Genomic DNA, 26,200 nt, shown 5'->3' with positions numbered 1-26,200 from the left:
ATTAATCTTAATTATAGTATATTTAAGCATTTAAAAATATCCCTCAAACAGACTAATTCGTTTTCAAAATTTTTTAAATATTACATTCATTTAGTATAGCTAGACTTATGAATTAATCGTATAATATAAGCAACAAAGGAGGTATGAGTCATGAACATATATACAACATATGGGACTTATGGTTACTTAAATCAAATTAGAACTAAAAATACTGAAAGAAATCTGTTTTTATTTTCAACAGACGATTCTTCAGTCATTATTGAAGAAACAGATGACAAATCTATTTTAAAACATCCAACGGTTTATACAACGGTTAAAGCAATTAACGATTTAGATCAAACACATTTTTATTCGGCAATATTTATTCCATCATCTGATGATCATGTACATCAGTTAGAAAAACGTATTGCAAATTTAGAGTTGAATTTTGATAACGTTGCTGGGTTTAAGAGCTATCGCTTTTTAAAACCTGTACAAGGAACAACTTATAAGGTTTATTTTGGCTTCGCTAACCGACAAACATACGAAGACTTTAAAGAAACTGACACGTTTAAGGACTATTTTTCAAAAGATGCCTTAAGACATTATTTCGGTTCGAGCAGTCAACATTCAAGTTATTTCGAAAGATATTTATACCCAATTAAAGATTAGTAAATCAAAAAGTTGCCTTTTAACTAGTAACATTTGAATATGTGCTAGCTAAAGGCAACTTTTATTAATCTTTGAGCAGTGATTCTTGATATTGTAATTTTTTAATTGTACTTCTAATCGTTAACCACCCTACTATAAAGAAAATAAGCGCGAAAAAGAAATACTGCGGATAAATACTAATAAATGTAATTGAAAAAATAAGTCCTATGATTAACATTAGTCGATATAAAAACTTTTCGTACCCTTTTATCACTTCAACATCTGACACTGGCCAAACTTGAGGCCATAATCCATAGGCTTGTTGTGTATAAAATTGGGACATTTGTAATAATGTTATATACATGAATAAACATCCAATAATCACAGAAACGATTGGGAAAGATAACCAAATCATTAATACTAATGCAATTATAATTAAACGCAGAATAATACTAAATGCATCTCTTCCACGAACAAAACTTCGAGTGAAAAGGTAAAGATACATATTTTTCGAATTAAATTTACGACCTTTAGGTGTTGGTAAAAAAACATCTAAATATCTACGTCGAACTGCTGTTTCTTTTAAGTGCTTAACATCTGTGAACATATTTACAAATTTATAGTAATTCGTATGATGTCTCTCTTCTATGCTAATCATTCGCTCCCAAGGATATAAATTTGAATGGTTAGCTTTAGGAAGTAGAAACGTTGCACTTAATAAAATAAGTGTAAGGACGATTCCCCAATACATTTGATAGCCTAGGACTAAGTCAAAGGTTACTAAATTAAATAGAAATAGAATGATACTGATGCTCCAACTTGATTTTCTGATTTGATACCATTGCCATCTCAATTTCAACCCTAGCCAAGGATGGATTAAAGTTAAAATACTAAAAATAATATAAGGTGTTAGTACATGATCATCTAATTTAGAAAATAATGGGAACAAGATAATGAGTAATACGATTTGAATAGCAATTCTATTAAAATAACTATATCGTAAACTCAACTTCATATAGTCCTTCATGTGTGTTTCAAACGGAAGTAAAAATATTCTATCTGCATCTTTCAAAAATGTTCGTATCGGAAAGATAGATGTCAAGGCTAACAATACGCTCGCACACAATGCATAATCAATATCGTTAGGAATATGTTGTAACCATTGACCATATCCTAATATAAACGCTCCTAATAAAATTAAAAGAAACACTGAAAAATGACCATTGAAAATAAACTTATTATAATAGCTTTTTTCTTTTCGAATTGCATCTAATCTCGTTCTAAATAAAGACGTAGCTGATTTATCCATCTGCTTGACCACCTTGTGTGACATGTATATAGATGTCATCAAGTGTGCGACCATGTAAACCAGTTTGTTCGCGAAGTTCCTCTAAATCCCCAAATGCAACCACTTTCCCTTTATCTAAAATGATAAAGCGATCACAATATCGTTCTGCAGTCGCTAAAATATGAGTACTCATCAAAACCGTACGCCCTTCGTTTTTCTTTTCAACCATCAAATCTAACATTGATTGAATCCCTAATGGATCGAGACCTAAAAATGGTTCATCTATAATATATAATTCCGGGTTCACTATGAAAGCACAGATAATCATTACCTTTTGCTTCATTCCTTTAGAGAAGTGGCTTGGGAATACTTTCAACTCATTCTCTAATCGAAAAGTTTTAAGTAATGGACGTGCACGTTTCATTGCTTCTTCTTCACTTATTTGATAAGCCATTGCTGTCATGGCGATATGCTCTTCCAATGTTAATTCTTCATATATGATGGGTGACTCAGGAATATAAGATAACTTCTTGCGATACACTTCGATATCATCGGTAATCTCAGTATTTGAGATAGAAAGTTTACCTTCTGTTGGCGTTAGTAAGCCTAACATATGTTTAATGGTTGTACTCTTACCTGCACCATTTAATCCAATTAAACCAACAATTTCTCCTGCTTTTAATTCAAAATTTATATCTTCAATAACAGGACGTTTTCCGTAACCTCCTGTCAAATGTTCAACTTTGACTGTCATATGGCACCTCCATGACTATCATTGTACCAAAATTAGCTTTTAACTACTAAAATTACAATTACTTCATTAACGAAATTTTTAATGAGTAATGCTATAATAAGCTATAAATACGTAAAAGGAGTGCATTCAAATGGCTGAAACAGTATTTAGTAAAATTTTATCTGGAGAAATTCCAAGCTTCAAAGTTTATGAAGATGAATTTGTTTATGCATTTTTAGATATTTCTCAAGTAACTAAAGGACATACGTTACTTATTCCTAAAAAAGCATCACCTAATATCTTTGAAACAGATGAAGAGACAATGGCACATATTGGTGCAGCCTTACCTAGAGTCGCTAACGCAATTAAAAAAGCCTTCAATCCTGATGGTTTAAATATCATTCAAAACAATGGTGAGTTTGCAGATCAATCTGTATTCCATATTCATTTTCATTTTCTACCACGTTACGAAAATGATATCGACGGCTTCGGCTATCATTGGGAAACGCATGAAAATGAAATCAATGATGAACAAAAACAAGCTATCGCTAATCAAATCAAAGCTCAATTTGAATAATTCTGCATATTGAATGTCATTTTAGGGTAATATACAATTAAAATTAGCTTGTCGACATATGTTTGATATAGAAATAGAAATTGTTATGATTTCACTATTCTATTATTATCCGATAACGACATAACAAGTGAGGAGAATAAAACATGAAAGTATCACGCGTATTATTTGGTATTACTGTGGGAGTGGCATCTGGAATCGCTGTTTCATGGTTAAACCGTGATGATCAAAGTGTAAAAAACAACACAATTGATGCAAAAGAACCTACTGGATCTCGTTCTGAACTAGAACGTGAGATAGCATCACTTAAACGTAATTTTTATAATATTATAGATTATGCGAAACAAGTTAAGAATGATGGTGTCTCTTATGGTAGTGACATTGGTGATGAATTTAAAACACTCATTGGTGATTTTAAATCTGACATTAATCCAAACATTGAAAAACTACAATCCCACATTGAGAACTTACAAAACCGTGGCGAAGAAATAAGTAATACTTTTTCTAAAGATAATAAATAATGTACGAAATTAGAGTGGTGTAAGATTCATTTTGAATTAACACCACTCCTTTTATATTTATAGCAAATTGGACTTGACTGTTTACATTGATAGTTAGATAATACGTAGCGTATATAATTAAGACCTATTAAGAGGTGTCCTTATGTTCCTATGTAAACGTCAAATTGACATTCATGCACGGTTTGGTGTGCCAAGAATCGCATTTTTAAGTTTTACGATTACTATCATCGCGTTTTTAATAAGTTATGAAATCATGTACTATTTTGTGAATACACCTTTATCAGATCGTCATTTTATGATTTTATTAGTATTCGCTGTATTGATGTACCCTATTCATAAATCAATCCACTTGCTCTTTTTCTTGCCTTATATGAATTCATTTAGAATTCATAAATTAAATAAGAAGCGGTGGTTACCTTATTTCAACACTTATGTAAGCACGCCAGTCCATAAACTATATTTTTGTATTAACTTGATTTTACCTTTCATATTAATCACTTTTATTTTAATTGTATTAACGATGCATTTCCCACAATATGGCCACTATTTTATGTTTTTATTGGCTTTAAATTTTGGCATATCTGTAATGGATTTTTTATATCTTAAAATTATTATTTTTTCAAATGAAGGTCATTTTATAGAGGAACATCAAACAGGTATTAATATTTTAAATAAAGTGCCCTACCAATCATTTCATTAAAACAAACCATATCGAACTTAAAGCATGTCGCATGTTTCAGGTTCGATATTTTTAATACTTAAGTCCGATTAAATCTCGTACTTTAGCAGTATCTCGCCTATTTCTAATTGGTGATGCTTTCATAATATGTTATAGTAACTTTGTTATTAATGTAAAAGGAGCTATCAACCATGAAAATTATGAATAAATTAATTGTTCCAGTAACTGCAAGTGCTTTACTTTTAGGTGCTTGTGGATCAAATGCAACAGATTCTGAAAGTAATACATTAATCTCTTCCAAAGCTGGAGATGTAAAAGTTAAAGATGTAATGAATAAAATTGGTGATGAACAAATTGCAAGTACATCATTTAGCATTGCATTAAATAAAATTTTAGAAGATAAATACAAGGATAAAGTCGATACAAAAGATATCGATGATGAAATAAAAAAAGAGCAAAAACAGTATGGTGGTAAAGATCAATTTGAAAGCATGCTTAAACAACAAGGTATGACTTTAAATGATTATAAAGAGCAGAAAAAACTTGCTGCATACCAAAAACAATTACTTGCTGATAAAGTTAAAGTGTCTGATAAAGAAATCAAAGATAACACTAAAAAAGCTTCTCACATTTTAATTAAAGTGAAATCAAATAGTGATGATAAAGAAGGTTTATCAGATAAAAAAGCAAAAGAAAAAGCTGAGAAAATTCAAAAAGAAGTTGAAAAAAATCCAGAAAAATTCGGTGAAATTGCTAAGAAAGAATCTATGGACGCTTCAAGTGCCAAGAAAAATGGTTCTTTAGGTTATGTTGTCAAAGGACAAATGGTAAGCAAATTTGAAAAAGCTTTATTCAAATTAAAAGAAGGTCAAGTTTCAGATGTAGTTAAAACCGACTACGGTTACCATATTATTAAAGCTGATAAAGAAAACGACTTTGATAAACAAAAATCTAAATTGAAAGCTAAACTAATAGAACAAAAAGTACAAAAAAATCCAGAAATTTTAACTGATGCTTATAAAGATTTATTAAAAGAATATGATGTTGATTATAAAGATAGTGATATTAAAAAAGCTGTAGAAAACACTATCCTAAATCCTGATAAACTTAAACAACAACAATCGTCTTCAGATAGTTCTTCATCAGCATCAAGCTTATCTTCATAATTTTCAAAGATACTAATTAAAAATGAAAGCGCAAGTTAGACCACATCACAAAGTCTAGCTTGCGCCTTTTATTTAGTCATAACAATTTATAAAATAAGCGTTTTTACTTTCCATCGTAAATTGACTTTACATAATGGATAAAGTAAAAACGCTTTTTTATTAATCTAATTTTTCTGGATTGTAGAACTGTCGATTTTCCATACCAAAAATACGTTCGGTAAATTGACCTTTATCTGTTTTCTTAAATGCTTTTTCAAACATATTCATCTTCGCGTCAATATTATCAATAAAGAATAATATTTCTGCTTCTTTTAAGTGTGGTAACTTAGGTGAACCAAATTCCATTTTACCATGATGGGCTAAAATCATATGTCGAAGTAACATGACTTCTTCACCATCAATTCCTAGTTCCCTAGCTGCGTCCGCAACTTCATCACTCGCTATCGAAATATGACCTAGTAAATTACCTTCAACCGTATACGTTGTTGCTACAGGTCCACTTAGTTCCCTTACTTTACCTAGATCATGTAAAATAATTGAACTATATAATAAGCTACGATTTAACAATGGATAAATATCACATAATGATTTGGCTATTTCTAACATGGTTAGCACGTGATAACTCAATCCGCTGGCAAAATTGTGATGATGTGAGCTTGCAGCTGGATACGTAAAGAATTTATCTTGGTACTTTTTCAATAGATGACGTGTGATACGCTGTAAGTTTGCATTTTCAATATCTAAAATATAGTGTGAAATGTTCTCTTGGATTTCGTCAGGTGTCAAAGGTGCACCATCTACAAAATCTTGTGTCTTTAAGCCATCTTCAGGTTTAGCTAATCTAAACTGATTGACTTTCATTTGTTTGCGACCTCGATAGTTAATGACATCGCCTTTAACCCAAACAATCGTCTCTGGTTTAAGTATTTGCATATCTTCTTTACTCACTGTCCATAGTTTGGCTTCAATGTCACCACTTTTATCTTGTAAGAATAATGTCATATAATCTTTTCCTTGAGCAGTAACACCTTGTGTAGCTCTATGGATTAAGAAGAAATTATCAACCGAATCTCCTGGATTTAGCTTTTCTACATTTCTCATCGTTTTCCGCCTTCCTCTACTTTATTTAATATGAGCATCTCTTTAGAAGGAATTGCAGTATCTTTCATACAAGTGAAGTACAATACTTGATAGTCTTTAGCTAATTCTCTTAAATAGTTTAACATCATTGATTTTCTTTGTTTATCAAAATGAACAAATGCATCATCTATAATGATTGGGAATGGATAATATGGTCTTAATATCTTAATCAAACTAATTCTAAGTGCAATATATAATAATTCTTTCGTTGATTGACTTAGTTCAAGTGGGTGATACATTTGACCATTATTATGTTTAACCATTATTGTGTCATTTTCGTAGGTAATCAAATTATAATTACCTTTTGTGAGTGATGTGAAAATATTGACAGCTTCATTGATCACTTGTGGTAAACGCTTGTCCTTGATTTGCTTAATATGTTCATTAATAAGTGCTTCTAGATAACTTAAACTTGCCCAATCTTTAGCTAAATCATTCATTCTATTTTTTAAGTTATAGTATTCGTGTCTTAACTTAGATAATGTTTTGTCTGTTTCCATATAATTAATTTGAGCGGTCAAGTCACTGACTTCTGTTTGTTTATCTAAATATTGGTCATTATAGTCATCTACTTGTTTCGCAAGCGTAGCGTCTTCTTCTTCTAATTGCGCAGTTGTCTTTTCGCTTAAATCTGAACTATCTTCATATGAGAAATCTTGGTTCTCAAGATATAATGTTAAATCATTAAATCTAGTCAATTGTTGATGATAAAGTTGATATTGCTCATACGATTGATAGTATGCCTCTTCACTTGAAACTTCGATATAGTTAAATAATGTATCAATTGTATGCTCATTTTCTTCAAGTTGTTCTTTCAATTGTTTTAATTCATTACTTAATAGCTCGATTTGATTTTTAAGTTGTTCTTTTTTCTCTCTTTTACTTTCATAATTAGAAATCCAATTTTTTAAATCCGTAAATAATGAAGCTTTATTGAATGGACTAATTTCATGTTCAGTATATTCATGTGCAGTTTGATAAAATTGATCCAATTTTTGATTTACTTCTTGATGTTGATGCTTTAATTTATTGCGATAACTATCATTTGATTTCAGTTGATTCATTGTTTTGAAGCTATCAAGCAATAAATCATCTGTCATGTTATTCGGCAATTTCAAATTGGCTTTAACTTCATCTAATTGATGCGTAAGCGTATTGATTTGTTCTTCTGTTTTTTGTAGTAAACTTTCTTGATGATTTAATTTATTTGCTAAGACGCTCTTATTATTACTTGCGTTACTCCAACGCTCGCGAAGTTGAAATTGTTGATCTAAATCGAAGTTTAAATCATATTCAGATTCTAAATCATTTATTTGTTGTTCTAAATCATTTATTTCTTCACTAATTGATTCACTATAATCAATTTCCTTCGTTCTTACTAAGAAAATACCAATAATAAAGACTACTGTTAAAATCGCAAAGATAATACCAAATATAAGGTTCTGCGTTACAAATGAGAAAATGGTTAAACCTAATCCGATGACTGAAAGCACTATGAAACTTAGTCTTAACCACCAATTTCTTTGTTGTTTTCTTTCTTTATCGGAATTAAATGTATCTTTGAGTTTGTTATACAGGTTTTCTTTTTCGTGTAATTCGAGTTTTTGTTGATTATATTGCTTTTTCTTATCTAAAGCGTCTTCAGGGACTAATTCTTTTTCTAAATGATCAATTTCTTGTGTCAGTGCATTTTGTTCGATTTGATTTTCATCAATGGATCTTTCGATTTGTTGTTTCAATACGTTCTGTTCATTACGCGCTTTAATCGTTTCGCTAACATAGTTTTTCTTGGCGTCTGATGTGTCAGTATCGTGATGAACTTCTTGCCAACCAATGCTGGATTTCAAATCTACTTCTTGACGTTCATAATCATCGATGTCTTGTTCGAGTGCAGAAGATTTCAGTTCAGCCTGTTGCATTTCATTTTCGTCACGTGTTAAATCATAAATATGTTTAGCAGTAGTTTCATTAGAAACTACAATTGCATTATATTCATGCTCTAATTGCTTTAATTTCTCTTCTCGCAAGCTTATATCTCTAGTTAATGATTGTTTGTAATTTGAAGCTGTTTCATAGCGTTCAATCCCCTTCTCAGGAAAACGCAATGGCTCGATATTTAATCTCTGTTCTAGATCTTTCCATTCTTGGGCTTGCTCATGTATAGCGAGTTGCTTCTGTTTACTTTCATGCATTTTAGATAATTGGTTTAAATTGGCTTTTAAATGTTCCAAATGACGTTGTGACTTATCTCTATCATCTACTAAACGATGATACTCATCCACCTTCGCCTCTTCTTCTCTAATTTGCGCTTCCAACTGTTTCAGTTCCTCAAGTTGTTGATTAAGTATTGGATTTTTACCCGCTTTTTTATACAATGTTGTTTTCTTTTGACTGACCATTTTATTCATCATAGTAAATTCTGATGAACCGAGTGCGCCAGCTTCAAGTAAATAACTTTGTAATTGATCTTCATCTAAATTACGGTGAATATCTTGTAATCCAAGCACATTAAATGAGAAGATACCTTGATATGTTTTTTTAGAAATATAGTTTAATTTTTTCTTGAGCCATGCTTCATCACGAATTAAGCCATTTTCCAAATAAACTTTCACATCACCTGAAACGCTACCTTTAACGCGCTCAACAACAATTTCTGATTGGTCATCTAGAATAAGCGTCAGTTTACCCCCATACTGATTTCCCATACGAGGTTCTAATCGAGGCTCTTTTTCTTTTTTAGAAGGGAAGCCAAATAAAATGGAATGGATGAAAGCTTGAATCGTTGATTTACCCGCTTCATTCTCTCCAAAAATCTCAGTAAATTCACGATTAAATTCAATCTTACGATGTACAAATTGTCCATAACCATAGATTTCTAAAGATTTAATGATCATCACTTTCACCTCTCATATCTGCTTTTAAAATATTTTCAGCACGATTAACCAGTTCAACCTTATCAAAATCAGTATAGTCTTCTAAATATTTAGAAGCTCTAGGATTTAAATACAATTCCGTCATTGCTGCTTCAAATACTTTATTATCTTTGATTAAATCAGCTGAAAATTCCCTGACAAGAGGTGTTTCATCCATTTGGATATAATTAAATGTTAGCGATTCTATCATTACAAAATGGTGTTCATTCTCTTCGTAATCGTCAATCATTTCCTTAATCTGACTAATATCATGAGAAGATAATGGCTTATCACTATCTAAATTAACCGTTAATCTATAAAACGCTTTTCCATTAGAACGAACGCTTTCTTTGAATGATTGAATTGCTTCATAAATCCCTTGTTTAGAAACTTTATCTGTGTTAATTGTTGCTTCTTCAAATCGAATTTGCTGCGTTGGAATAAATGTTGCATTTAATCTTAAATGATCACCCTCAACTAATAAACATCCTTTAGGCCCTTGTTCGCCAAAGTGACGTCCTTGTATGTTACCCGGATAATGTATTGGGGGCATGTCGCTTAATTCTTGTCTTTCATGAATATGACCTAGCGCCCAATAATGATATAATTTCTGATTTAAATCCTCTAAAATAAATTCAGTGTATCGATCTTTAGTTGACGATTTACTGTATGTACCATGCAGCATGCCAATATGGATTCCTTTTTTACCTTGACTCGATGGAAATTCATCAATCTTATTCTCATAACTTGTATCATGTTGATAACTAAAACCATGGATAAAAATGGTTTCTCCATCTTTAGTAATAGCTTGATAAGTTTCTACTCTATTAGAGAATACTGAAACATTATCTGGCCAATCGTTCGTAATTTTTTCAGTTAATGGGTCATGATTACCATGACTTATATACACAAAAATTTGCTCTTTTTCTAATCGTTTAAATTGTTCTTTCAAAAATACTTCAGCACGCAATGTGCGATTCTCACTATCAAATAAATCTCCAACGATGAGAACAAAATCAACTTCTTCTTTCAATGCAGTATCGACAATCTTCTTAAAGCTTTCATACGCACTGTTTTGAACATCTTCAAAAATGGATGGCGCCAAATGACTTTTAGATTTAAAGGGGCTGTCGAGATGCAAATCCGCACAGTGAATAAATTTTATCATTGATATTAGCTCCTTAATAGCATGTTCATATATCTTTATGTATTCCTATATTTTACCATAATTTGATTACTCGGGTCGAAGAACTTATGTATTAAAAAAAGGAGCGGGACAGAATTCTTTTTGAATTCGTCCCACCCCCGCAAGGATGACTAGAACTGAGAAAAGCTTGATTTAAGCGCCTTCTCAGTTCAGTCAGCTACTGCGAATTTGCTAAATAGCATGATTATATTATTTATGTCCCAGACTGCTCAAATGCTAACAATTAGTCAGCATAAATTTCATCTAAAGGTTTAACAATAATTTGGTTAATTTCTTGGAATACTTGGCTCATTTTTTGCTCAGCTTGCATTAATTCAGAAATATTTTCATCTTTTTCAATAGCTTGAGCTTGTTCTTGAGCTTTTGCTAAATCTTCTTCAGGAATTTCTTCACCTTGCATTTGTTTTTGTTGGAAACTTAATTGTGTTTCACGGAATTCATCAAATAATTTTTTTGATTCTTCGTTATCTTTAACTTTAGAAAAAGCGTCTTTAATAGCTTTATACTCATCGCTATCTCTTAATGCTTGTTCTAGTTGATTTGCATAATCATATAAATTTACTGCCATATCTGTTTGCACTCCTTAGTGTAAAGTAATTTTTGACAACTCTTAATAACCATAACATATTATTTATAGTTAGACAAAGATTGCGACTAAACCTTGGAAAAATCCAATGATACCACCTAAAATAAAACCTAATGACATAATCAGTTTTAACTCTTTATTCGCAATTTCAATGATTAATTTTTCAATGTAATCTAAATCGAATGTATTAATTTGATCTTCAACCATTTGGCGTAAATTAATTTTAGTCATAATGGTTGAAAGGTGATTTGATGCCTGTTTAATAATTAAATCAGTCATTGTACTTGCTACCCCAGCTTGAAGATGTTCAATTAACGTTGGTGCTAAATTCTTTAATGGCATATCCACTTTTTGATTTAATTGTAAATTCGTAGTAATTAAGTGCACGACTGACTCAGTAATATGAGTGAATTGCTCTTCCTTTACAACTTGGCTTAAAGGCTGAGATTTAAGTGTTTCATATTCATCTCGAATCACTTTATCAATAATCACTTTAGCTTTTGGATGTCTGGTCAAACGTATTAATTCATGTTGAATTCGATCAGCAATACTTTCTTTAGTCATAAACATTTGTAATAACCCGACGATTTTACCTTTTTCAGTGAAGAAGGTATCTAACATGTCATAGATATCTCTCGCACCTTTATCTGATGAAAGATAATGACGTGCACGTTCTCTAATTAAATCACCCGCTTGTTCTAACTTCTCATCAGCCATGGTGATCACTTCTGCCGGCAATATTTCATTAATTGAGGTATCTTGTTTATCATAATAATACGAATTTAATTTATTTAATACTACGCGATTCATCTTATTATTAATTAGATCATCTATATCAAAATTAAATTGTTGTGCAAACTTTCGGATAGTTGCATCATCTTTTCTTAAATTGGATAGTTGCTTACTTACCAAATCATTGATAGCATCACGCGTTTGAGGTTCGTTTAACTTATGCTTAATAACAGACTCCGTAATTAAATGTTCCTCTATCACTTGCCCTATTTTAGTAGCAATCTCTTCTCTTCTTTTTGGGATCAACCCTGGCGTGAAGGGTACACGCATTTTAAATAGATAGTATGGTTTAAAGGGATGAAATAACATCCTAATCGCAATAACGTTTGTTACGCCACCAATAACAGCCCCTACTACCACCATAAATAGGATAACTAAAAAAGCCTGCATCTTAATTTCTCCTTAAAATTATTGTTACAATATGATGATTATATCACTTTGTAATTGATGATTCCTTTAATTTACACTTCATTTAAATAGATTATGCATTACAGAAAGAAAATTAAAAACGAGCCATGATATCAATATCACAGGCTCGCCTTAAAATTAGCAATCAAATCAAACTCAAGTTAAATTTGAACTTGCTAGTTATTTTAGATTTATAAATAAAAATATTACTCGGAAGTGATTAAATCGATGAAGATTCTTCTATCACTTTCATACTGAATAATAATGATTTAACTATAATTAAACGTGCATTAGTTCTTCTTTCGCATTTCTATTGAAGTATGTTTCAGCTTCTCTTAATTTTGAAGTACCAAAGATTGGTTGTTTTTCAGAATTTAACACTCTATAGATATTACTTACTTTATTACTTTGCAAAATGAAGCCGTTACGCGTTTCAATTGTATTCCAATAAATATCACTTGTTGTTGAATGATTTGGATATGCACAATGATTACGAGAAATAGTTTGTACAATTTCCAAAGGATCACAACCAAATGTATTATTTAGTACATCTGAATCTCTAAATAATGCACAAATTGATACACATGTCGTCCAGTTAGGTAACACACGTTCTTTCTCAATTTGAACTAACGTTTTTTTTGAAAGGCCAATTGTTTGAGCCATTGTATCTTGCGTATAGCCCGCTTCAATACGAACCATTTTAAATTTTGTTTGAATTAAATCTGTGAAACTCTGTCTATCCATATTTTATTCTCTACCTTTCTAATAGGGGTTAATTTATCCGGACACAAGAAATTGCAATAATACACATTTCTTGAAACACAAATTACATCTTAATATATTTTCAATAAAATGAAAAGAGGAATTTTTGTTTTTGTAGACAATTTTATTAATGCCAAAATTATCAAAATAATTAAATTAATCGATTTTCGAACTTATTTGTCATATTTAACCACATTTAGATGGCAATTGAAATCTATGACCCTATACATTTATAAAATACGATTTTATACAAGTCGATTTTCAATTGCATAAATAGCTGCTTGAGTACGATCAGTCACATTTAATTTATTAAAAATATGACTCACGTGTGTTTTAATCGTTTTTTCTGACACGAACAAAGTATTTGCGATTTCTTTATTTGTTTTACCTTTAACCATTTCTGCTAATACTTCTATTTCGCGTTTAGACAGCTTATTAGTGTTATGTGGTTTTGATGAAACTGTATCTAATACACTTTGAGCATCTGGATGAATAATACGTTTGTCATTCAATACGTCATGTATTGTTTCTATCAATTTTTGAGGTTCAACATCTTTCATTTCATATCCATCAGCTCCCTTATTAATTGCTGATATAACATGTTCATCATCCACATAACTCGTTAATACCAACACTTTAATATCTGGATAGTGTTGTTTCACATACTCTGTCACCTCAATACCATTCATTTCAGGCATAACCAAATCTAGTAGTATAATATCTGGTATATCATGTTCATTTAAATAATTAATTAGAGATTGACCATCTGCTAAACTAGCTAATACTTCTAAATCATTTACAGTTGATAATAGAAACTCAAGTCCTTGTCTTACAATATGATGGTCGTCAATTAGTATGACTGTTGCCACAATGATGACTCCTTTCACCTATTTATAAAGGGATACTGAATCGTAATGTTGTTCCTTTATTTAGCTTTGAATCAATTTTAAACTGCCCGTTTAATGCATAGATACGTTGATTTATATTCCTTAAACCCTGTGATGATTTGTTGATTGCTTTATTCATATCGAAACCAACACCATCATCTTCAACAGAAATCATCAACCGCTCTTTTTCTTGTTTTAAAATAATATGTATTGCTTTGGTTTGAGCATGCTTTTTAGTATTGTTGATATATTCTTGTAAAATTCTATAAACGTGTTCTTCTAAGATGTTAGATAAGTCAATCAACCCATCAACATCGATAGTTACATTCATATTTAGAATTTGGGCATATTGCTTTAACGCGTGCACTAATCCATGCTCAAGCCCTACTGGTTTTAGTTGCCAAATTAATGAACGCATTTCATTAACAGCACTTTGACTTGTTTCTTCAATCGTCTTAAAGGCTTTTTTTGCCATTTCATCAGTTGTTATATCATGTGCTGCATGGGCTGTTAATTTTAAAGAAAATAATAGTTGGTTAACTGAGTCATGTAAATCTCTTGCTAAACGATTTCGCTCATTTATTCTAGCTGCCTCTTTTTCTTGATCCGTTAAATATATACGTTTAATGGCAGAACCTATTTGTAATGCTACAGATTCTAATAAAGCTAAATCCTCTTCACTATAATGTGTTGTATAAGGTGATGCAACATTAAGTAACCCATATTGTTCCGTTCCAGACCGTAATGGCACTGTTGCATGATGGGTCACACCTTCTGTTTCTGCTTTATATGTCTGATTCGCTATATTTATTCTAGAACAGTTAATAATATTAGATGCAGTTGTTAAACGACCATGATGGTATGCAGTTACGCACCAACAAGACCCTTCTTTCATATAACGACAATGATTTCTTTTTAATGCACCTGGAAGATCGACATCAGCAACGATTTCATGTTCTCCATCATCATCTATAAAGAATATCCATCCAGTCGTAAAGTTGCTTCCTTTGATTAAATAATTTAGAGCGCCATGCATCATGTCATATAATTCCGTTTCTTCATTGAGATATTCTGCTATCTCTTTTAATAATGCTAAACGTGTCGGTTTTTCCATCAAATCGCTCCAATTACTCAAATTTGCATTAGTATTATTATACAGTGAGATTTAAATTTTTAAAAATATAAAAATATTTAAGTTACATTTCGTTCTACGTAATGGTGATTTTCATATAAATATGTTTAAGTACATCAATAGCAACTGAAGATATGATATGATAAATGCGAATGCTATAGGAGGAAATTATGAAGTTTAAAATACCTGAGAATTATAATCAAAATACATTGAGAGAAATCTTTCAATCATTGAAATTACCTAAAAAAGATTTACACCAATTAAATATGTCAAAAGAAATAATGATTAATCATCAGCCTGCTAAATTAACAGACAAAGTGGTTACTGGTGATGACGTTTTTATCCCTACTCCTGAAGAAAAAAGTAATTATTTACCTAGTTATCGTTATGCACAAATTAGTTATGAAGATGACGATTTAGCGATTGTAATGAAACCTAAAGGTGTTAAGACACACCCGAATGATTTAAAAGAAAGTAATACGCTAATGAATCACGTTATTTACACCCTAGATAGTGATTATGTAGAACCTATCCATCGGTTAGACCAAGAAACAGTTGGTTTACTTATTGTGGCGAAGAACCCTTTGATGAAAAAAATTCTAGATCGTATGTTAGAAGAAAATGAAATTACTAGAATATATAAAGCGAATGTTAAATCTTTGTTACCTATTAAACCTCAAACGATTGATAGTCCTATAGGTAAAGATAAATTCCATCCTAATAAACGTCGAATTTCAAACACTGGTCAACGCGCAATTACACATATACTATCTTCTAAAATGATAAAAGAAGGCGTATGCCAATTAGATATTAAATTAGATACTGGTCGTACGCATCAAATTCGAGTTCATTTAGCTGAAATTGGTCACCCTGTAATTGGAGATCCTTTATATGGCGATTCAACATTACGTCAGTTAGAACTTAATAGTCATAAAATTGAATTTAGACATCCATTAACTCAAGCACTCATCTCTGTTAGCCTAGATGATGAATAAAAAAATGAGAGTAACTGTCGATATCAGTCGACAGTTACTCCCTTATTTATTTTATGCGTTTTTATTAATGTGGATCTACCATATCTTCAGGTTTAATCCATTCTTTAAATTGTTCTTCTGTCACATGACCAGATTGGATAGCAGATTCTTTTAAAGTTAATCCTTCTTTATGTGCTTTTTTAGCAATTTGAGCCGCTTTTTCATAACCAATATGCGGATTTAAAGCAGTTACTAACATTAATGATTGATTTAAATAATTATTAATATTTTCTTCAATTGGTTCAATGCCTACCGCACAGTTATCATTGAATGTTTGCATACCATCAGCTAGTAAATAGATTGACTGTAATGTGTTATGAAGTATCACTGGTTTAAATACATTCAGTTCAAAATTACCTTGTGAGCTTGCAATACCTACTGTTGTATCATTACCCATAACTTGAACTGCAACCATTGTAAGCATTTCGCATTGTGTCGGATTTACTTTACCAGGCATAATTGATGATCCTGGTTCATTTTCAGGAATTGAAATTTCTGCAAGTCCCGCTCTCGGACCAGACGCTAACCATCTAATATCATTTGCGATTTTCATCAAGTCTGCTGCTAACGCTTTTAACGTACCATGTAATTGAACAACTTCATCATGAGATGTCAATGCATGGAATTTATTGTCAGATGATACAAAGTTATATCCAGTATTATCTGAGATAAATTTAGCAACCTTATTACCAAATTCTGGATGCGCATTAATACCTGTACCAACAGCAGTTCCACCGATAGCTAAGCTTAAGATATGTTTTTTTGATTCTGCTAATAATTCTTCACATTTATCTAACATATAACGCCAACCACTGATTTCTTGTCCTAATTTAATTGGTGTCGCATCTTGTAAATGTGTTCTACCAATCTTAATAATTGATTGATACTTATCCTCTTTTTCTTTAAAAGTATCACGAAGATGTTTTAAAGCGGGTTCAAGTTTTGTTTCCACTTCATGATATAACGCAACATGCATTGCTGTTGGGAATGTATCATTTGAACTTTGAGATTTATTCACATCATCATTAGGATGAATTGATTCGTCAATACCTTGCTCTTTTAAATATTTATTTGCTACAAAGCTAACAACTTCATTAACGTTCATATTACTTTGAGTACCGCTTCCTGTTTGCCAAACAACAAGTGGGAAATGTTCATCTAATTCCCCTTTTAAGATTAAATCACAAGCGTAAATGATGGCATCTTTTTTAGCATCACTTAATTTTCCTAATTCATGATTGGCTAATGCTGCACCTCTTTTTAATTGGGCAAATCCATAAACCACTTCAATTGGCATACGTTCTTTACCTACTGGAAAGTTTCGTTTACTTCTCTCCGTTTGAGCACCCCAATATTTATCTCCGGGTACTTCAATTTCTCCGAATGTATCGTGTTCAATTCTTACTGACATGCGAAAATCTCCCCTTATACAATTATTTAACCATAGTATAGCATTATTTAAATTAAAGGGGCAACGCATTATTAAAGCGGTTTCAACAAATTAAATTAAAGCTCAAATAAAAAAATAACGGTTAGAATATGGATGCATTATTCTAATCGTTATTTTTGATACACTATTCAATTGTTCTTCACCGAATTAACCTTATTCATGCTTGTTATAACCATATTTAACTTTAACTGCTTTAATAACTGCTAAAGCGCTTAAAATATATAACACCACACTAATGATCAATGTAAAAGGACTTAATTGAATTAGAAAGCCTATAAATCCCGTGAGTTGTGCATAAAAATCATTTAATGAATACATTAAAATACCAGTTATTAAAATACAACATAACACACTTATGAATACACCTGTTTGATTACTTTTGATGAAAGGTTGCGCACTTATATTTTCAATTAAACCGTTGGATAAGTTTAATTGCAATTTAATAATTTTAAACAATATAGGTAGATAAAGTGCACCAAATGCGATTGGGAATCCTTTAATTGAAAGTAAACTAATCAAAATAGTGGCAATCGTTAGTGGAAGCCAATATTTATGTAACATTTTACGCTCTCCTTATATTTAATGATTGAAATATATTTTACCATATTTCATAATGCATTAAATTGTATTCAGCCATTAAACTAGTAAAAATTTACATTTACTTAGTATGCTTGTTTCCTAAAAAAATAAACTCGAGACATCTTTAAAGGTCTCAAGTTTATATGAATCAAAAGTATTCGTTTTAAAGCTATCATCTATTCATGCGATTGATTTAATTTGTCCTCATCATTTTCTTCAGAAATTTGTTCCATCTCTTTGCCTAAGGTTTTTAAATCATCTAAATCTTGCACCATCGCATTTTCTTCTTCACGATAATTTAGTTCCGAACCTTTATTTTCAGTCATTTGTCAAACCTCACTTTTAAATTTAAGCAAATCTAGCAGTGAAATATTCTTTAACATCTTCAGGTAGACCTTCAGCAGCCGCTCTATCTAACACTACTGTTACCATTCTATGTGCTTTAAGATCAGAAGGTTCAAAGCTTGATTTACCATTTTCTTTATAAAGTTTTTTAACAACTTCACGTTTATTTGCACCAGTCACAACTAAAACAACTTCACGTGATTTTAATAAACCTTGTCTTACGTTTACATTTAAACTACCCGCTTCATCAATAGATGTAACTTGTAGAATTAATTTTCCTTTATTCTCTTTCGTCTTGATTTTATCATCAATTAAAGACTCCGCATCATCATCAAAATTAATTGGATAAATTTGGCTAGCAGGTACGCCTAACGCCTCATAATATGAACGATTATCATCATAATCCAAAATATTTATTTGACTAAAATCGACTGCATGATGATCAACATCTTTCTTTAGTTCATCTAATACTGGTGCCGCATCTTTAGTTAAATGAATGCCAGCAATCGTTGTAGGATTGTTATTAAATTGCTTTCTAATGATATCTGCTGTGTATTCAGCTACGTGTTCTACATCATTAAATACTTTAAAGTTCATTGCCATTGTCTTTACACTCCTCTTAGTTCATCAATGTCTTATAAATAACGTATTATTTATTAGAATACCCTGGTAGACATTAAATCAAACTATTTTAAAAATGTTATATTAAATCACTAATAAATATAACATTTTTTAATAAAAAGATGCATTGAATTTCAACTTTCGAATTAATGTTTACGATAAACCAGGAAAGTTTTGTTGTCGTAACGCTTCATAGATTAACAATGCTGCTGTATTAGATAAATTCAATGATCTAATATTCTCACTCATAGGAATTCTTAATGCTGTATCCGCGTATTTCTCTTTAACCCAATCAGGTAATCCAGTTGTTTCCCTACCAAATATAAAATAATAATCTGTATTCTCTTTAGCGAAATTAAAATCGCTATAAGTTTGTTTACCAAATTTAGTTAATAAATAATATTCACCATTTGTAATATCAAAGAAGTCTTCAATACTTTCATGATAGGTAATATTAACGTGTTCCCAATAATCAAGACCAGCTCGTTTTAACATTTTATCATCCGTACTAAACCCTAATGGTTTAATCAAATGCAAATGTGTATTTGTCCCTGCACAAGTACGAGCGATATTACCTGTATTAGCAGGAATTTCTGGTTGAAATAAAACAATATGATTTGTCATTTAAAGTTTCCTCATTTCTAATCCTTTTATCATTTCATTTTGAACTTCTTCAAGTTCATGTTCATAGTTTTCGTCTATGAATTCACGTGCTTCTTCTCCTAGAATTTGGCCAATTGCCCAGTACGCAGTTCCCCTAATCATTGGCCTTGGATCATTTAATGCTACTTCTTTAAGTTCAGGTATAGCGGCAACTTCATTAAAGTGTGCTAATGCAATAATAGCGTTACGTTGAATTGGTTTTTTTCCACGCCAAGCACCTGCTAAATGACCATAAGTTTGTTTGAATTCTTTATTGCTCATTTGTAATAATGGTACTAATCGTGGTTTCAATATCTCAGGTTCTAGTATAATATCATCATGTGTCGTGTTTATTCCTTTATTTTTAGGACAAACTTGTTGACATGTATCACATCCATATAAACGATTACCTATTTTATATCTATATTCATCTTGTAGGTATCCTTTCGTTTGTGTTAAAAAGCTAATACACTTTTGAGCGTTTAATTGACCGTTTCCAACAAGTGCTCCCGTAGGACACCTATCAACGCATATCGTACAGTCACCACAGCTATCAAGAATTGGATCATCTGGCTCAAATGGTATACTCACTAACATTTCTCCTAAGTAAGTCCAGGTACCTAAATCGGGGTTAATAATAAATCCATTTCGACCTGCAAATCCAAGTCCAGCTCGCTCTGCAACTGCCCTATCGGATAACACGCCAGTATCAACCATACTCTGTATTTCTACTTCGGGCACTTTAGATTGTATAAAATCCGCAAGTTTATCTAAACGCTTTCGCATAATTGAGTGATAATCTTGTCCCCAAGAAGCGCGTGCAAACATCCCGCGACGATCACCTCTAACACTTTTAGGTGCACCTTTAAGTTTATTAGGATATCCAACAGCTATTGCTATAATTGAACGTGCAGTAGGCAAACTTAATTTTGGCTCAGTTCGTAATGCAATATCTGATTCTTCAAACCCTGAAGCATAGCCTTTTGCGTGATAATCTTCTAATTTCTTTTTAAGTTCATCAAATGGATCAGCTGTAGTAAAACCAATGCTATCTATGCCTATTGAATATGCATAATCGATAATTTCTTCTTTAAGCCAATTATAATCCAATACATTTGCCTCCTTAAAAATGATACATATGACATTTTAACACAATCCTCTTAAAGAAATCGTTAATTATTTATGGACTATTTAAGTATCTTTACATTTTAATAGGAGTCTGAAACGTATATGTCTCAGACTCCTTAATCAGTCATTATTATTTCTATAGTACTCTAGATAAAAAGTTTTGTGTTCTTTTATGCTTCGGTGACTGAAATAGTTGTTGAGGTGAACCTTCTTCTACAACGTATCCATCAGCCATAAAAATAACTTTATCACTTACATCTCTCGCAAATCCCATTTCATGAGTCACAACAACCATTGTCATACCCTCTTTAGCTAGATCTTTCATGACATTGAGCACATCGTATACAACTTCGGGATCTAATGCAGATGTAGGTTCATCAAATAATATGATATCTGGATGCATAGCCAATGCCCTAGCTATCGCAACTCTTTGCTTTTGCCCGCCGGATAATTGTGAAGGATAAACATCAGCTTTATCTTCAAGTCCCACTTTTTTAAGTAATGCAAGTGCCTCTTGTTTCAATTGATTTAAATCGTTCATATTTAGTAACTTAGGTGCCAAAACGATGTTATCCAAGACTGTTTTATGTGGAAATAAATTAAAATTTTGGAATACCATTCCCATTTTTTGACGTAATTTATTTAAATTATTATTCTGATGAGTCAGTTCAGTTCCCTCAAAAATAACCTTTCCACTAGTTGGTGTCTCTAACAAATTTATACATCTTAGCAATGTGCTTTTACCACTTCCAGATGGTCCGATGATGGCTAAAACTTCACCTTTATTTATTTCCAAATTAATATCTTTAAGTACTTCAATTTTATCAAATTTTTTAGTTAGATTTTCTATTTTAATCACTTGCTTTCATTCTCCCTTCAATTAAACTCATAACGCTTGATAATGAGAAAGTTAATATAAAGTACATACATGCAGCTATGATTAATGGTGTGAAAGGATCAAATGATATACCTTGTACAACTTGAGCGTTGAACATAATTTCACCAACACCAATTGTAGATATAATAGATGACTCTTTTATTAAAGTTACAAATTCGTTTCCTAAAGCTGGTAATATATTTTTAAATGCTTGAGGTAATACAATGTGAATCATTGTTTTTGAATAATTTAAACCTAAGCATTGCGCAGCTTCAGTTTGACCTTTATCAACGGCATTAATTCCAGCTCTAATTATTTCTGCAATATAGGCAGAAGAGTTTATGACTAATGCAATCGTTCCACAAATAAGTGCAGAAATATCTAACCCTAAGAGTGCAGTTGTTCCAAAAAAGACTATAAAAACTTGCACTAACATTGGTGTTCCTCTCAAAAATGCGATATAAATTGACGCTGGCCATGAAAGAATTTTAAATTTACTAAGTTTTGCAAGTGCAATAAATGATCCAATAATTGCTCCACAAACTACACCGATTAAAGAAATAAGTACAGTATTTTGCAATCCTTTAACGAAGAAAGTCCCATACTTTTGAATAAAACTACCATCGTCAACCATTTGTTCTGAAGCTATGTTCATATATTTATTGATTAAATTATGATCTTTAACATTTTTGATTGACTCATTTAAATGTTGTAATAAAATAGGTGAGTCTTTAGGTAAAGCAATGACTGTAGGTTTTTTCTCCTCATTAAATGAGACATTGGCAATTTTTAAATCTTTATTTTGCTTAGCGTAGGCTTCAGCTACTGGCTTTTCAATAACTAATCCATCAATTTTTTTACTTTTCAAAGCTAAAATTGCATCTGGTAAACGATTGAGTGAACTTAATTGTGCATTTTCTATTTCTTGCTGCGCAATTTTTTCTTGCTCACTGCCTTTTTGAGCGCCTATTCTTTTATTTTTAAAATCATTTAACGTATGAAATACATCACTATTATTTTCTCTAATTAACATTACATTACCTGTTTCCATGTATGGCTCTGAAAAGTCTACTTCTTTTTTCCTTTCAGGTGTAGACGTCATACCAGATATTATAATGTCTATTTTTCCAGTTTTTAAAGCGCCAAGTAGACTATCAAATTGCATATTAACAATTTTTAATTTTAAATGATTATCTTTTGCAATTTTTTTAGCTAATTCAATATCTACACCCACATATTCTGTCTTACCATTTTTTGTTTTTTCAAATTCCAGTGGTGCATAATCGGCTGATAGTCCTACTCTTAATTCACCTCTTTCTTTAATTTTATTCCAAGTTGCATCTTCATCAGCTAATACCATTGGTTGTATGTATATCAATGTCAAACTAATTAAGATTGCTATAGTTAGTACTTTAGTAATTATTTTCATAAGCAACCTCCTTTAATTAATTCATTATTATACATATAAACGTATTAATATACAATAGTATATTTAAAAAAAGGAGTTAGACAGAATTCTTTTTAAATTCATTGTCCAACTCCCAGCTTGCTTAGCTTGTAGAATGTCTTTATAAAATTTTTTATTGACCACACGCAAGGATGACTATACTGAAAAAAACTTTAGTGTCTTAACAGTTCAGTCACCTACTGCGAATTTGTATAATAACTTCAATATTAAATATATTCCTGGCTCGTAAGCAAGCTTTATTGCTTAGGTATTTCAAATTTATAAATACCATCATGATAACTAGGAATTAATTTTTTGCATATTTCATGAATAATAAATGCACTCACAAATGGAATTACCAAGTAACCAAAAATAAGCAAAATAATATTCATTGTTGCATCACCAGGCATCCTATTAAAGGCATTGATTGGTCCAACTAAACCTGTGTATCCAAATCCAGCAGATAATGGTGTACCTTTAATTCCAATGGCGTATGCTAATACGCCTGATACGATACCATTTAAAGTTAGAGGAACCGCAATGATTAAATGCTTTAAATATACAGGTATCATCATTTTTGCAGCACCAATGAGTAATACAATATTAACACCCATTGAATTAACTCGTATTGATCCAAATATGAAAGTAACACAAGCAGCTACAATTCCCATATTGGCTGCACCACTTCCTAAACCAGTTAAGCTTATAGCTGTGGCAATAGCAACTAATGAAATCGGTGTAACCATCAATAATGAGAACGTTACACTAATCAAAATTGACATAATGAGTGGATTCAAAGCTGTAAATGAATTTACCATATGACCAAGACCATTAGTTATGGTTTGTACATAAGGTAATGTTAAAAGTCCTATTAAACCACTTGCAACAGGAATTAAGACTGGTAATATAATCATTTCAAGTGATCCTAATTTCCCTTGCAAAAGCATATATAATGCACACGCTATAATGACCACTAAAATAATATTAATAATATCACCAATGCCCTTTAATGCAATACCTTGAGAGGTAAATTGTACCGCTCCAGATCCAAGCATAGCCGCTACACCAATCATACATGAGCCTGAACCATTAAACTTAAATTGATGTGCTGCTAAAACTCCAATAATAAATGCCATAAATGATTGAATAATAATCACTAAATGGAATACTAATTGAAGTAATGGATGATTATCCATAAATAATTTTAAAAATTCTCCCAACAATGCATTTGGCAATAAAGCAATGACAACTCCAGCGCCTACAGCATTGAGAATATTACTAAAAAAATACTTTAAACTTATGCGTTGTTTACTCATAGTAGCCTCCGATTTTAAACATTAGCTTTATATTAGTACAATCTACCGTGTTTAACAATATGAACAAATAAGTTTTAATCAAAAATTAATGTTGATACTAACAATACAAACCATTAAAAAAGTTATTTAAAAATTATTATCAAATAAAGTTTTAAATTGTTTTATCATATCCAAAAGTCTAAGCCATTTTCTATTGATATAACAATGCAAGATTAAGGCCATTATCTAAAAGAAACTTATGAAAAAGATAATAAGAAAGCACTTAACATCATTAATGAGTTGTGATATAACTTGTGACATAAATTTTTAATTTAGTCCCCTCTCGTGACATAGATGTGACATAAAAATAGTTTTTAAAAGTGTCTAAAAGCATAAAAAAAGAGCGAAAACATTGATTTAACAACATTTTCACTCTAAAAATTCCTAACAGAATTTAAAAGTATACCGGCGGTCGGGGTCGAACCGACACTCCAATACAGGAACGGGATTTTGAGTCCCGCGCGTCTGCCAATTCCGCCACGCCGGCTCAATTTTTGATAAATAAAAAACTTCCATTTGGAAGCAAAAACTTGGAGCGGAAGATAGGATTTGCACCTATATCTCGTTCCGGGAAGGAACGTATTCTAAAAATTGAAATACTCCCGCATTACTAAAATATGGAGCGGAAGATAGGATTTACACCTATATCTCGTTCCGGGAAGGAACGTATTCTAAGAGTTGAAATACTCCCGCATTATTAGAATATGGAGCGGAAGATAGGATTTGCACCTATACCTTGTTCCGGGAAGGAACATATTCTAAGAGTTGAACTACTCCCGCATTATTAAAATATGGAGCGGAAGATAGGATTTGCACCTATATCTCATTCCGGGAAGGAATGTGTTCTAAAAGTTGAACTACTCCCGCATCGTGCATGGAGGCGGCAACCGGATTTGAACCGGTGATAAAGGTTTTGCAGACCTCTGCCTTACCACTTGGCTATGCCGCCAATAACTGGGCTAGCTGGATTCGAACCAGCGCGTGACGGAGTCAAAGTCCGTTGCCTTACCGCTTGGCTATAGCCCATTAATATTATTAAGGGCGGTTGAAGGGAATCGAACCCTCGAGTGTCGGAACCACAATCCGATGCGTTAACCACTTCGCCACAACCGCCATGGCAGGGACAGTAGGAATCGAACCCACATCAAAGGTTTTGGAGACCTCTATTCTACCGTTGAACTATGTCCCTATTATAGATGGTGGAGGGGGGCAGATTCGAACTGCCGAACCCGAAGGAGCGGATTTACAGTCCGCCGCGTTTAGCCACTTCGCTACCCCTCCAAGAGATGGTGCCGGCCAGAGGAC

25 protein-coding genes and 9 tRNA genes are annotated in these 26,200 nt (G+C 31.8%); 6 read left to right on the top strand and 28 right to left on the bottom strand.

Annotated elements, in window-relative coordinates:
• The first annotated feature begins 150 nt into the window (after nt 1–150).
• Nucleotides 151–651, top strand: coding sequence for a signal transduction protein TRAP (locus KA909_RS00720; protein ID WP_193839178.1), 501 nt, complete (start codon nt 151–153; stop codon nt 649–651).
• Nucleotides 652–715: 64 nt separating this feature from the next.
• On the opposite strand, the gene ecsB is transcribed toward KA909_RS00720, so the two are convergent.
• Entirely contained in the window at nt 716–1,939 is a 1,224-nt protein-coding gene (ecsB, locus tag KA909_RS00715) for an ABC transporter permease EcsB (protein ID WP_193839177.1), read from the bottom strand.
• Nucleotides 1,932–2,672 (bottom strand): ABC transporter ATP-binding protein EcsA, encoded by a 741-nt coding sequence (gene ecsA, locus KA909_RS00710; RefSeq protein WP_053030592.1) that lies wholly within the window; start codon nt 2,670–2,672, stop codon nt 1,932–1,934. The genes ecsB and ecsA overlap by 8 nt, the downstream gene beginning before the upstream one ends.
• 130 nt (nt 2,673–2,802) lie before the next feature.
• Between ecsA and KA909_RS00705 the strand changes: the two genes are divergently transcribed.
• From KA909_RS00705 to prsA, 4 genes are all read left to right on the top strand, one after another.
• Nucleotides 2,803–3,228: an HIT family protein gene (locus KA909_RS00705; RefSeq protein ID WP_075108982.1), complete on the top strand. Its 426-nt coding sequence runs from the start codon at nt 2,803–2,805 to the stop codon at nt 3,226–3,228.
• Between the two features lie 143 nt (nt 3,229–3,371).
• Entirely contained in the window at nt 3,372–3,746 is a 375-nt protein-coding gene (locus tag KA909_RS00700) for a YtxH domain-containing protein (protein WP_053030596.1), read from the top strand.
• 142 nt (nt 3,747–3,888) lie between these two features.
• Nucleotides 3,889–4,446 (top strand): DUF3267 domain-containing protein, encoded by a 558-nt coding sequence (locus KA909_RS00695; protein ID WP_210129873.1) that lies wholly within the window; start codon nt 3,889–3,891, stop codon nt 4,444–4,446.
• A gap of 170 nt (nt 4,447–4,616) precedes the next feature.
• The gene (gene prsA, locus KA909_RS00690) at nt 4,617–5,591 is read left to right on the top strand and encodes a peptidylprolyl isomerase PrsA (protein WP_075108980.1); all 975 of its coding nucleotides are present in this window, start codon (nt 4,617–4,619) and stop codon (nt 5,589–5,591) included.
• A 159-nt stretch (nt 5,592–5,750) separates the two neighbouring features.
• Here the strand turns inward: prsA and yhaM are convergent, their stop codons facing one another.
• The 8 genes from yhaM to KA909_RS00650 form a co-directional block, all read right to left on the bottom strand.
• On the bottom strand, nt 5,751–6,692 hold the full coding sequence (yhaM, locus tag KA909_RS00685; protein WP_075108979.1) for a 3'-5' exoribonuclease YhaM: 942 nt from the start codon (nt 6,690–6,692) through the stop codon (nt 5,751–5,753).
• On the bottom strand, nt 6,689–9,625 hold the full coding sequence (locus KA909_RS00680; RefSeq protein WP_210129872.1) for an AAA family ATPase: 2,937 nt from the start codon (nt 9,623–9,625) through the stop codon (nt 6,689–6,691). The genes yhaM and KA909_RS00680 overlap by 4 nt, the downstream gene beginning before the upstream one ends.
• The gene (locus tag KA909_RS00675) at nt 9,615–10,811 is read right to left on the bottom strand and encodes a metallophosphoesterase family protein (RefSeq protein WP_075108977.1); all 1,197 of its coding nucleotides are present in this window, start codon (nt 10,809–10,811) and stop codon (nt 9,615–9,617) included. The genes KA909_RS00680 and KA909_RS00675 overlap by 11 nt, the downstream gene beginning before the upstream one ends.
• A 262-nt stretch (nt 10,812–11,073) precedes the next feature.
• Entirely contained in the window at nt 11,074–11,418 is a 345-nt protein-coding gene (locus tag KA909_RS00670) for a YlbF/YmcA family competence regulator (protein ID WP_011275418.1), read from the bottom strand.
• A 69-nt stretch (nt 11,419–11,487) separates the two neighbouring features.
• A complete protein-coding gene (locus KA909_RS00665) occupies nt 11,488–12,618 on the bottom strand; it encodes a DUF445 domain-containing protein (RefSeq protein ID WP_193839172.1) in 1,131 nt (376 codons plus the stop codon).
• A gap of 297 nt (nt 12,619–12,915) precedes the next feature.
• Nucleotides 12,916–13,380, bottom strand: a complete 465-nt coding sequence (gene xdrA, locus KA909_RS00660) for an XRE family transcriptional regulator XdrA (RefSeq protein WP_053030612.1) — start codon at nt 13,378–13,380, stop codon at nt 12,916–12,918.
• A gap of 263 nt (nt 13,381–13,643) precedes the next feature.
• Nucleotides 13,644–14,267, bottom strand: a complete 624-nt coding sequence (locus KA909_RS00655) for a response regulator (RefSeq protein ID WP_053030614.1) — start codon at nt 14,265–14,267, stop codon at nt 13,644–13,646.
• A gap of 22 nt (nt 14,268–14,289) precedes the next feature.
• Nucleotides 14,290–15,399 (bottom strand): GAF domain-containing sensor histidine kinase, encoded by a 1,110-nt coding sequence (locus KA909_RS00650; protein WP_210129871.1) that lies wholly within the window; start codon nt 15,397–15,399, stop codon nt 14,290–14,292.
• Nucleotides 15,400–15,587: 188 nt separating this feature from the next.
• Here KA909_RS00650 and KA909_RS00645 point away from each other — a divergent pair, with 188 nt between their 5' ends.
• Entirely contained in the window at nt 15,588–16,412 is an 825-nt protein-coding gene (locus KA909_RS00645) for an RluA family pseudouridine synthase (RefSeq protein ID WP_193839170.1), read from the top strand.
• 64 nt (nt 16,413–16,476) lie between these two features.
• On the opposite strand, the gene fumC is transcribed toward KA909_RS00645, so the two are convergent.
• The 18 genes from fumC to KA909_RS00555 form a co-directional block, all read right to left on the bottom strand.
• A complete protein-coding gene (gene fumC, locus KA909_RS00640) occupies nt 16,477–17,862 on the bottom strand; it encodes a class II fumarate hydratase (protein WP_075108972.1) in 1,386 nt (461 codons plus the stop codon).
• A 192-nt stretch (nt 17,863–18,054) separates the two neighbouring features.
• Nucleotides 18,055–18,462: a hypothetical protein gene (locus KA909_RS00635; RefSeq protein WP_193839169.1), complete on the bottom strand. Its 408-nt coding sequence runs from the start codon at nt 18,460–18,462 to the stop codon at nt 18,055–18,057.
• Between the two features lie 194 nt (nt 18,463–18,656).
• Nucleotides 18,657–18,806: an SAS053 family DNA gyrase inhibitor gene (locus tag KA909_RS00630; RefSeq protein ID WP_210129870.1), complete on the bottom strand. Its 150-nt coding sequence runs from the start codon at nt 18,804–18,806 to the stop codon at nt 18,657–18,659.
• A 22-nt stretch (nt 18,807–18,828) separates the two neighbouring features.
• Nucleotides 18,829–19,428, bottom strand: a complete 600-nt coding sequence (locus tag KA909_RS00625; protein WP_193839168.1) for a 6-phosphogluconolactonase — start codon at nt 19,426–19,428, stop codon at nt 18,829–18,831.
• A gap of 171 nt (nt 19,429–19,599) precedes the next feature.
• Nucleotides 19,600–20,070, bottom strand: coding sequence for a tRNA (uridine(34)/cytosine(34)/5-carboxymethylaminomethyluridine(34)-2'-O)-methyltransferase TrmL (gene trmL / locus KA909_RS00620; protein ID WP_053030624.1), 471 nt, complete (start codon nt 20,068–20,070; stop codon nt 19,600–19,602).
• The gene (gene queG / locus KA909_RS00615; RefSeq protein WP_075108969.1) at nt 20,071–21,198 is read right to left on the bottom strand and encodes a tRNA epoxyqueuosine(34) reductase QueG; all 1,128 of its coding nucleotides are present in this window, start codon (nt 21,196–21,198) and stop codon (nt 20,071–20,073) included. It abuts the gene before it with no gap.
• A gap of 154 nt (nt 21,199–21,352) precedes the next feature.
• Nucleotides 21,353–22,075 carry an amino acid ABC transporter ATP-binding protein gene (locus KA909_RS00610; protein ID WP_053030628.1) on the bottom strand — a complete coding sequence of 241 codons (723 nt, stop codon included), beginning with the start codon at nt 22,073–22,075 and terminating at the stop codon, nt 21,353–21,355.
• Complete coding sequence (locus tag KA909_RS00605; protein WP_193839167.1) at nt 22,068–23,522, bottom strand: ABC transporter substrate-binding protein/permease; 1,455 nt, start codon at nt 23,520–23,522, stop codon at nt 22,068–22,070. The genes KA909_RS00610 and KA909_RS00605 overlap by 8 nt, the downstream gene beginning before the upstream one ends.
• A 275-nt stretch (nt 23,523–23,797) precedes the next feature.
• A complete protein-coding gene (locus KA909_RS00600) occupies nt 23,798–24,856 on the bottom strand; it encodes a PTS sugar transporter subunit IIC (RefSeq protein ID WP_193839166.1) in 1,059 nt (352 codons plus the stop codon).
• 442 nt (nt 24,857–25,298) lie between these two features.
• Nucleotides 25,299–25,382: transfer RNA gene (locus KA909_RS00595), tRNA-Leu, on the bottom strand.
• A gap of 44 nt (nt 25,383–25,426) precedes the next feature.
• Nucleotides 25,427–25,501: transfer RNA gene (locus tag KA909_RS00590), tRNA-Gly, on the bottom strand.
• 99 nt (nt 25,502–25,600) lie between these two features.
• Nucleotides 25,601–25,675, bottom strand: a tRNA-Gly gene (locus tag KA909_RS00585).
• A gap of 12 nt (nt 25,676–25,687) precedes the next feature.
• Nucleotides 25,688–25,762 (bottom strand) — tRNA-Gly (locus KA909_RS00580).
• An 8-nt stretch (nt 25,763–25,770) separates the two neighbouring features.
• Nucleotides 25,771–25,844: transfer RNA gene (locus KA909_RS00575), tRNA-Cys, on the bottom strand.
• Nucleotides 25,845–25,849: 5 nt separating this feature from the next.
• Nucleotides 25,850–25,921, bottom strand: a tRNA-Gln gene (locus KA909_RS00570).
• 14 nt (nt 25,922–25,935) lie between these two features.
• Nucleotides 25,936–26,008, bottom strand: a tRNA-His gene (locus tag KA909_RS00565).
• 2 nt (nt 26,009–26,010) lie between these two features.
• Nucleotides 26,011–26,084 (bottom strand) — tRNA-Trp (locus tag KA909_RS00560).
• Between the two features lie 8 nt (nt 26,085–26,092).
• Nucleotides 26,093–26,176: transfer RNA gene (locus KA909_RS00555), tRNA-Tyr, on the bottom strand.
• Between the last annotated feature and the right edge of the window lie 24 nt (nt 26,177–26,200).

The sequence above is a fragment of the Staphylococcus sp. GDX8P54P genome (genome assembly GCF_017893165.1).
Lineage (GTDB): Bacteria > Bacillota > Bacilli > Staphylococcales > Staphylococcaceae > Staphylococcus > Staphylococcus borealis.
This window is presented reverse-complemented; position numbering and strand designations above follow the sequence as displayed.

Bases quoted from the DNA above. Each gene is read 5' to 3' on its own strand.
- KA909_RS00720 (WP_193839178.1), top strand. From the start codon at position 151: ATGAACATATATACAACATATGGGACTTATGGTTACTTAAATCAAATT.
- ecsB (WP_193839177.1), bottom strand. From the start codon at position 1,939: ATGGATAAATCAGCTACGTCTTTATTTAGAACGAGATTAGATGCAATT.
- ecsA (WP_053030592.1), bottom strand. From the start codon at position 2,672: ATGACAGTCAAAGTTGAACATTTGACAGGAGGTTACGGAAAACGTCCT.
- KA909_RS00705 (WP_075108982.1), top strand. From the start codon at position 2,803: ATGGCTGAAACAGTATTTAGTAAAATTTTATCTGGAGAAATTCCAAGC.
- KA909_RS00700 (WP_053030596.1), top strand. From the start codon at position 3,372: ATGAAAGTATCACGCGTATTATTTGGTATTACTGTGGGAGTGGCATCT.
- KA909_RS00695 (WP_210129873.1), top strand. From the start codon at position 3,889: ATGTTCCTATGTAAACGTCAAATTGACATTCATGCACGGTTTGGTGTG.
- prsA (WP_075108980.1), top strand. From the start codon at position 4,617: ATGAAAATTATGAATAAATTAATTGTTCCAGTAACTGCAAGTGCTTTA.
- yhaM (WP_075108979.1), bottom strand. From the start codon at position 6,692: ATGAGAAATGTAGAAAAGCTAAATCCAGGAGATTCGGTTGATAATTTC.
- KA909_RS00680 (WP_210129872.1), bottom strand. From the start codon at position 9,625: ATGATCATTAAATCTTTAGAAATCTATGGTTATGGACAATTTGTACAT.
- KA909_RS00675 (WP_075108977.1), bottom strand. From the start codon at position 10,811: ATGATAAAATTTATTCACTGTGCGGATTTGCATCTCGACAGCCCCTTT.
- KA909_RS00670 (WP_011275418.1), bottom strand. From the start codon at position 11,418: ATGGCAGTAAATTTATATGATTATGCAAATCAACTAGAACAAGCATTA.
- KA909_RS00665 (WP_193839172.1), bottom strand. From the start codon at position 12,618: ATGCAGGCTTTTTTAGTTATCCTATTTATGGTGGTAGTAGGGGCTGTT.
- xdrA (WP_053030612.1), bottom strand. From the start codon at position 13,380: ATGGATAGACAGAGTTTCACAGATTTAATTCAAACAAAATTTAAAATG.
- KA909_RS00650 (WP_210129871.1), bottom strand. From the start codon at position 15,399: ATGGAAAAACCGACACGTTTAGCATTATTAAAAGAGATAGCAGAATAT.
- KA909_RS00645 (WP_193839170.1), top strand. From the start codon at position 15,588: ATGAAGTTTAAAATACCTGAGAATTATAATCAAAATACATTGAGAGAA.
- fumC (WP_075108972.1), bottom strand. From the start codon at position 17,862: ATGTCAGTAAGAATTGAACACGATACATTCGGAGAAATTGAAGTACCC.
- KA909_RS00635 (WP_193839169.1), bottom strand. From the start codon at position 18,462: ATGTTACATAAATATTGGCTTCCACTAACGATTGCCACTATTTTGATT.
- KA909_RS00630 (WP_210129870.1), bottom strand. From the start codon at position 18,806: ATGACTGAAAATAAAGGTTCGGAACTAAATTATCGTGAAGAAGAAAAT.
- KA909_RS00625 (WP_193839168.1), bottom strand. From the start codon at position 19,428: ATGGCAATGAACTTTAAAGTATTTAATGATGTAGAACACGTAGCTGAA.
- trmL (WP_053030624.1), bottom strand. From the start codon at position 20,070: ATGACAAATCATATTGTTTTATTTCAACCAGAAATTCCTGCTAATACA.
- KA909_RS00605 (WP_193839167.1), bottom strand. From the start codon at position 23,522: ATGAAAATAATTACTAAAGTACTAACTATAGCAATCTTAATTAGTTTG.
- KA909_RS00600 (WP_193839166.1), bottom strand. From the start codon at position 24,856: ATGAGTAAACAACGCATAAGTTTAAAGTATTTTTTTAGTAATATTCTC.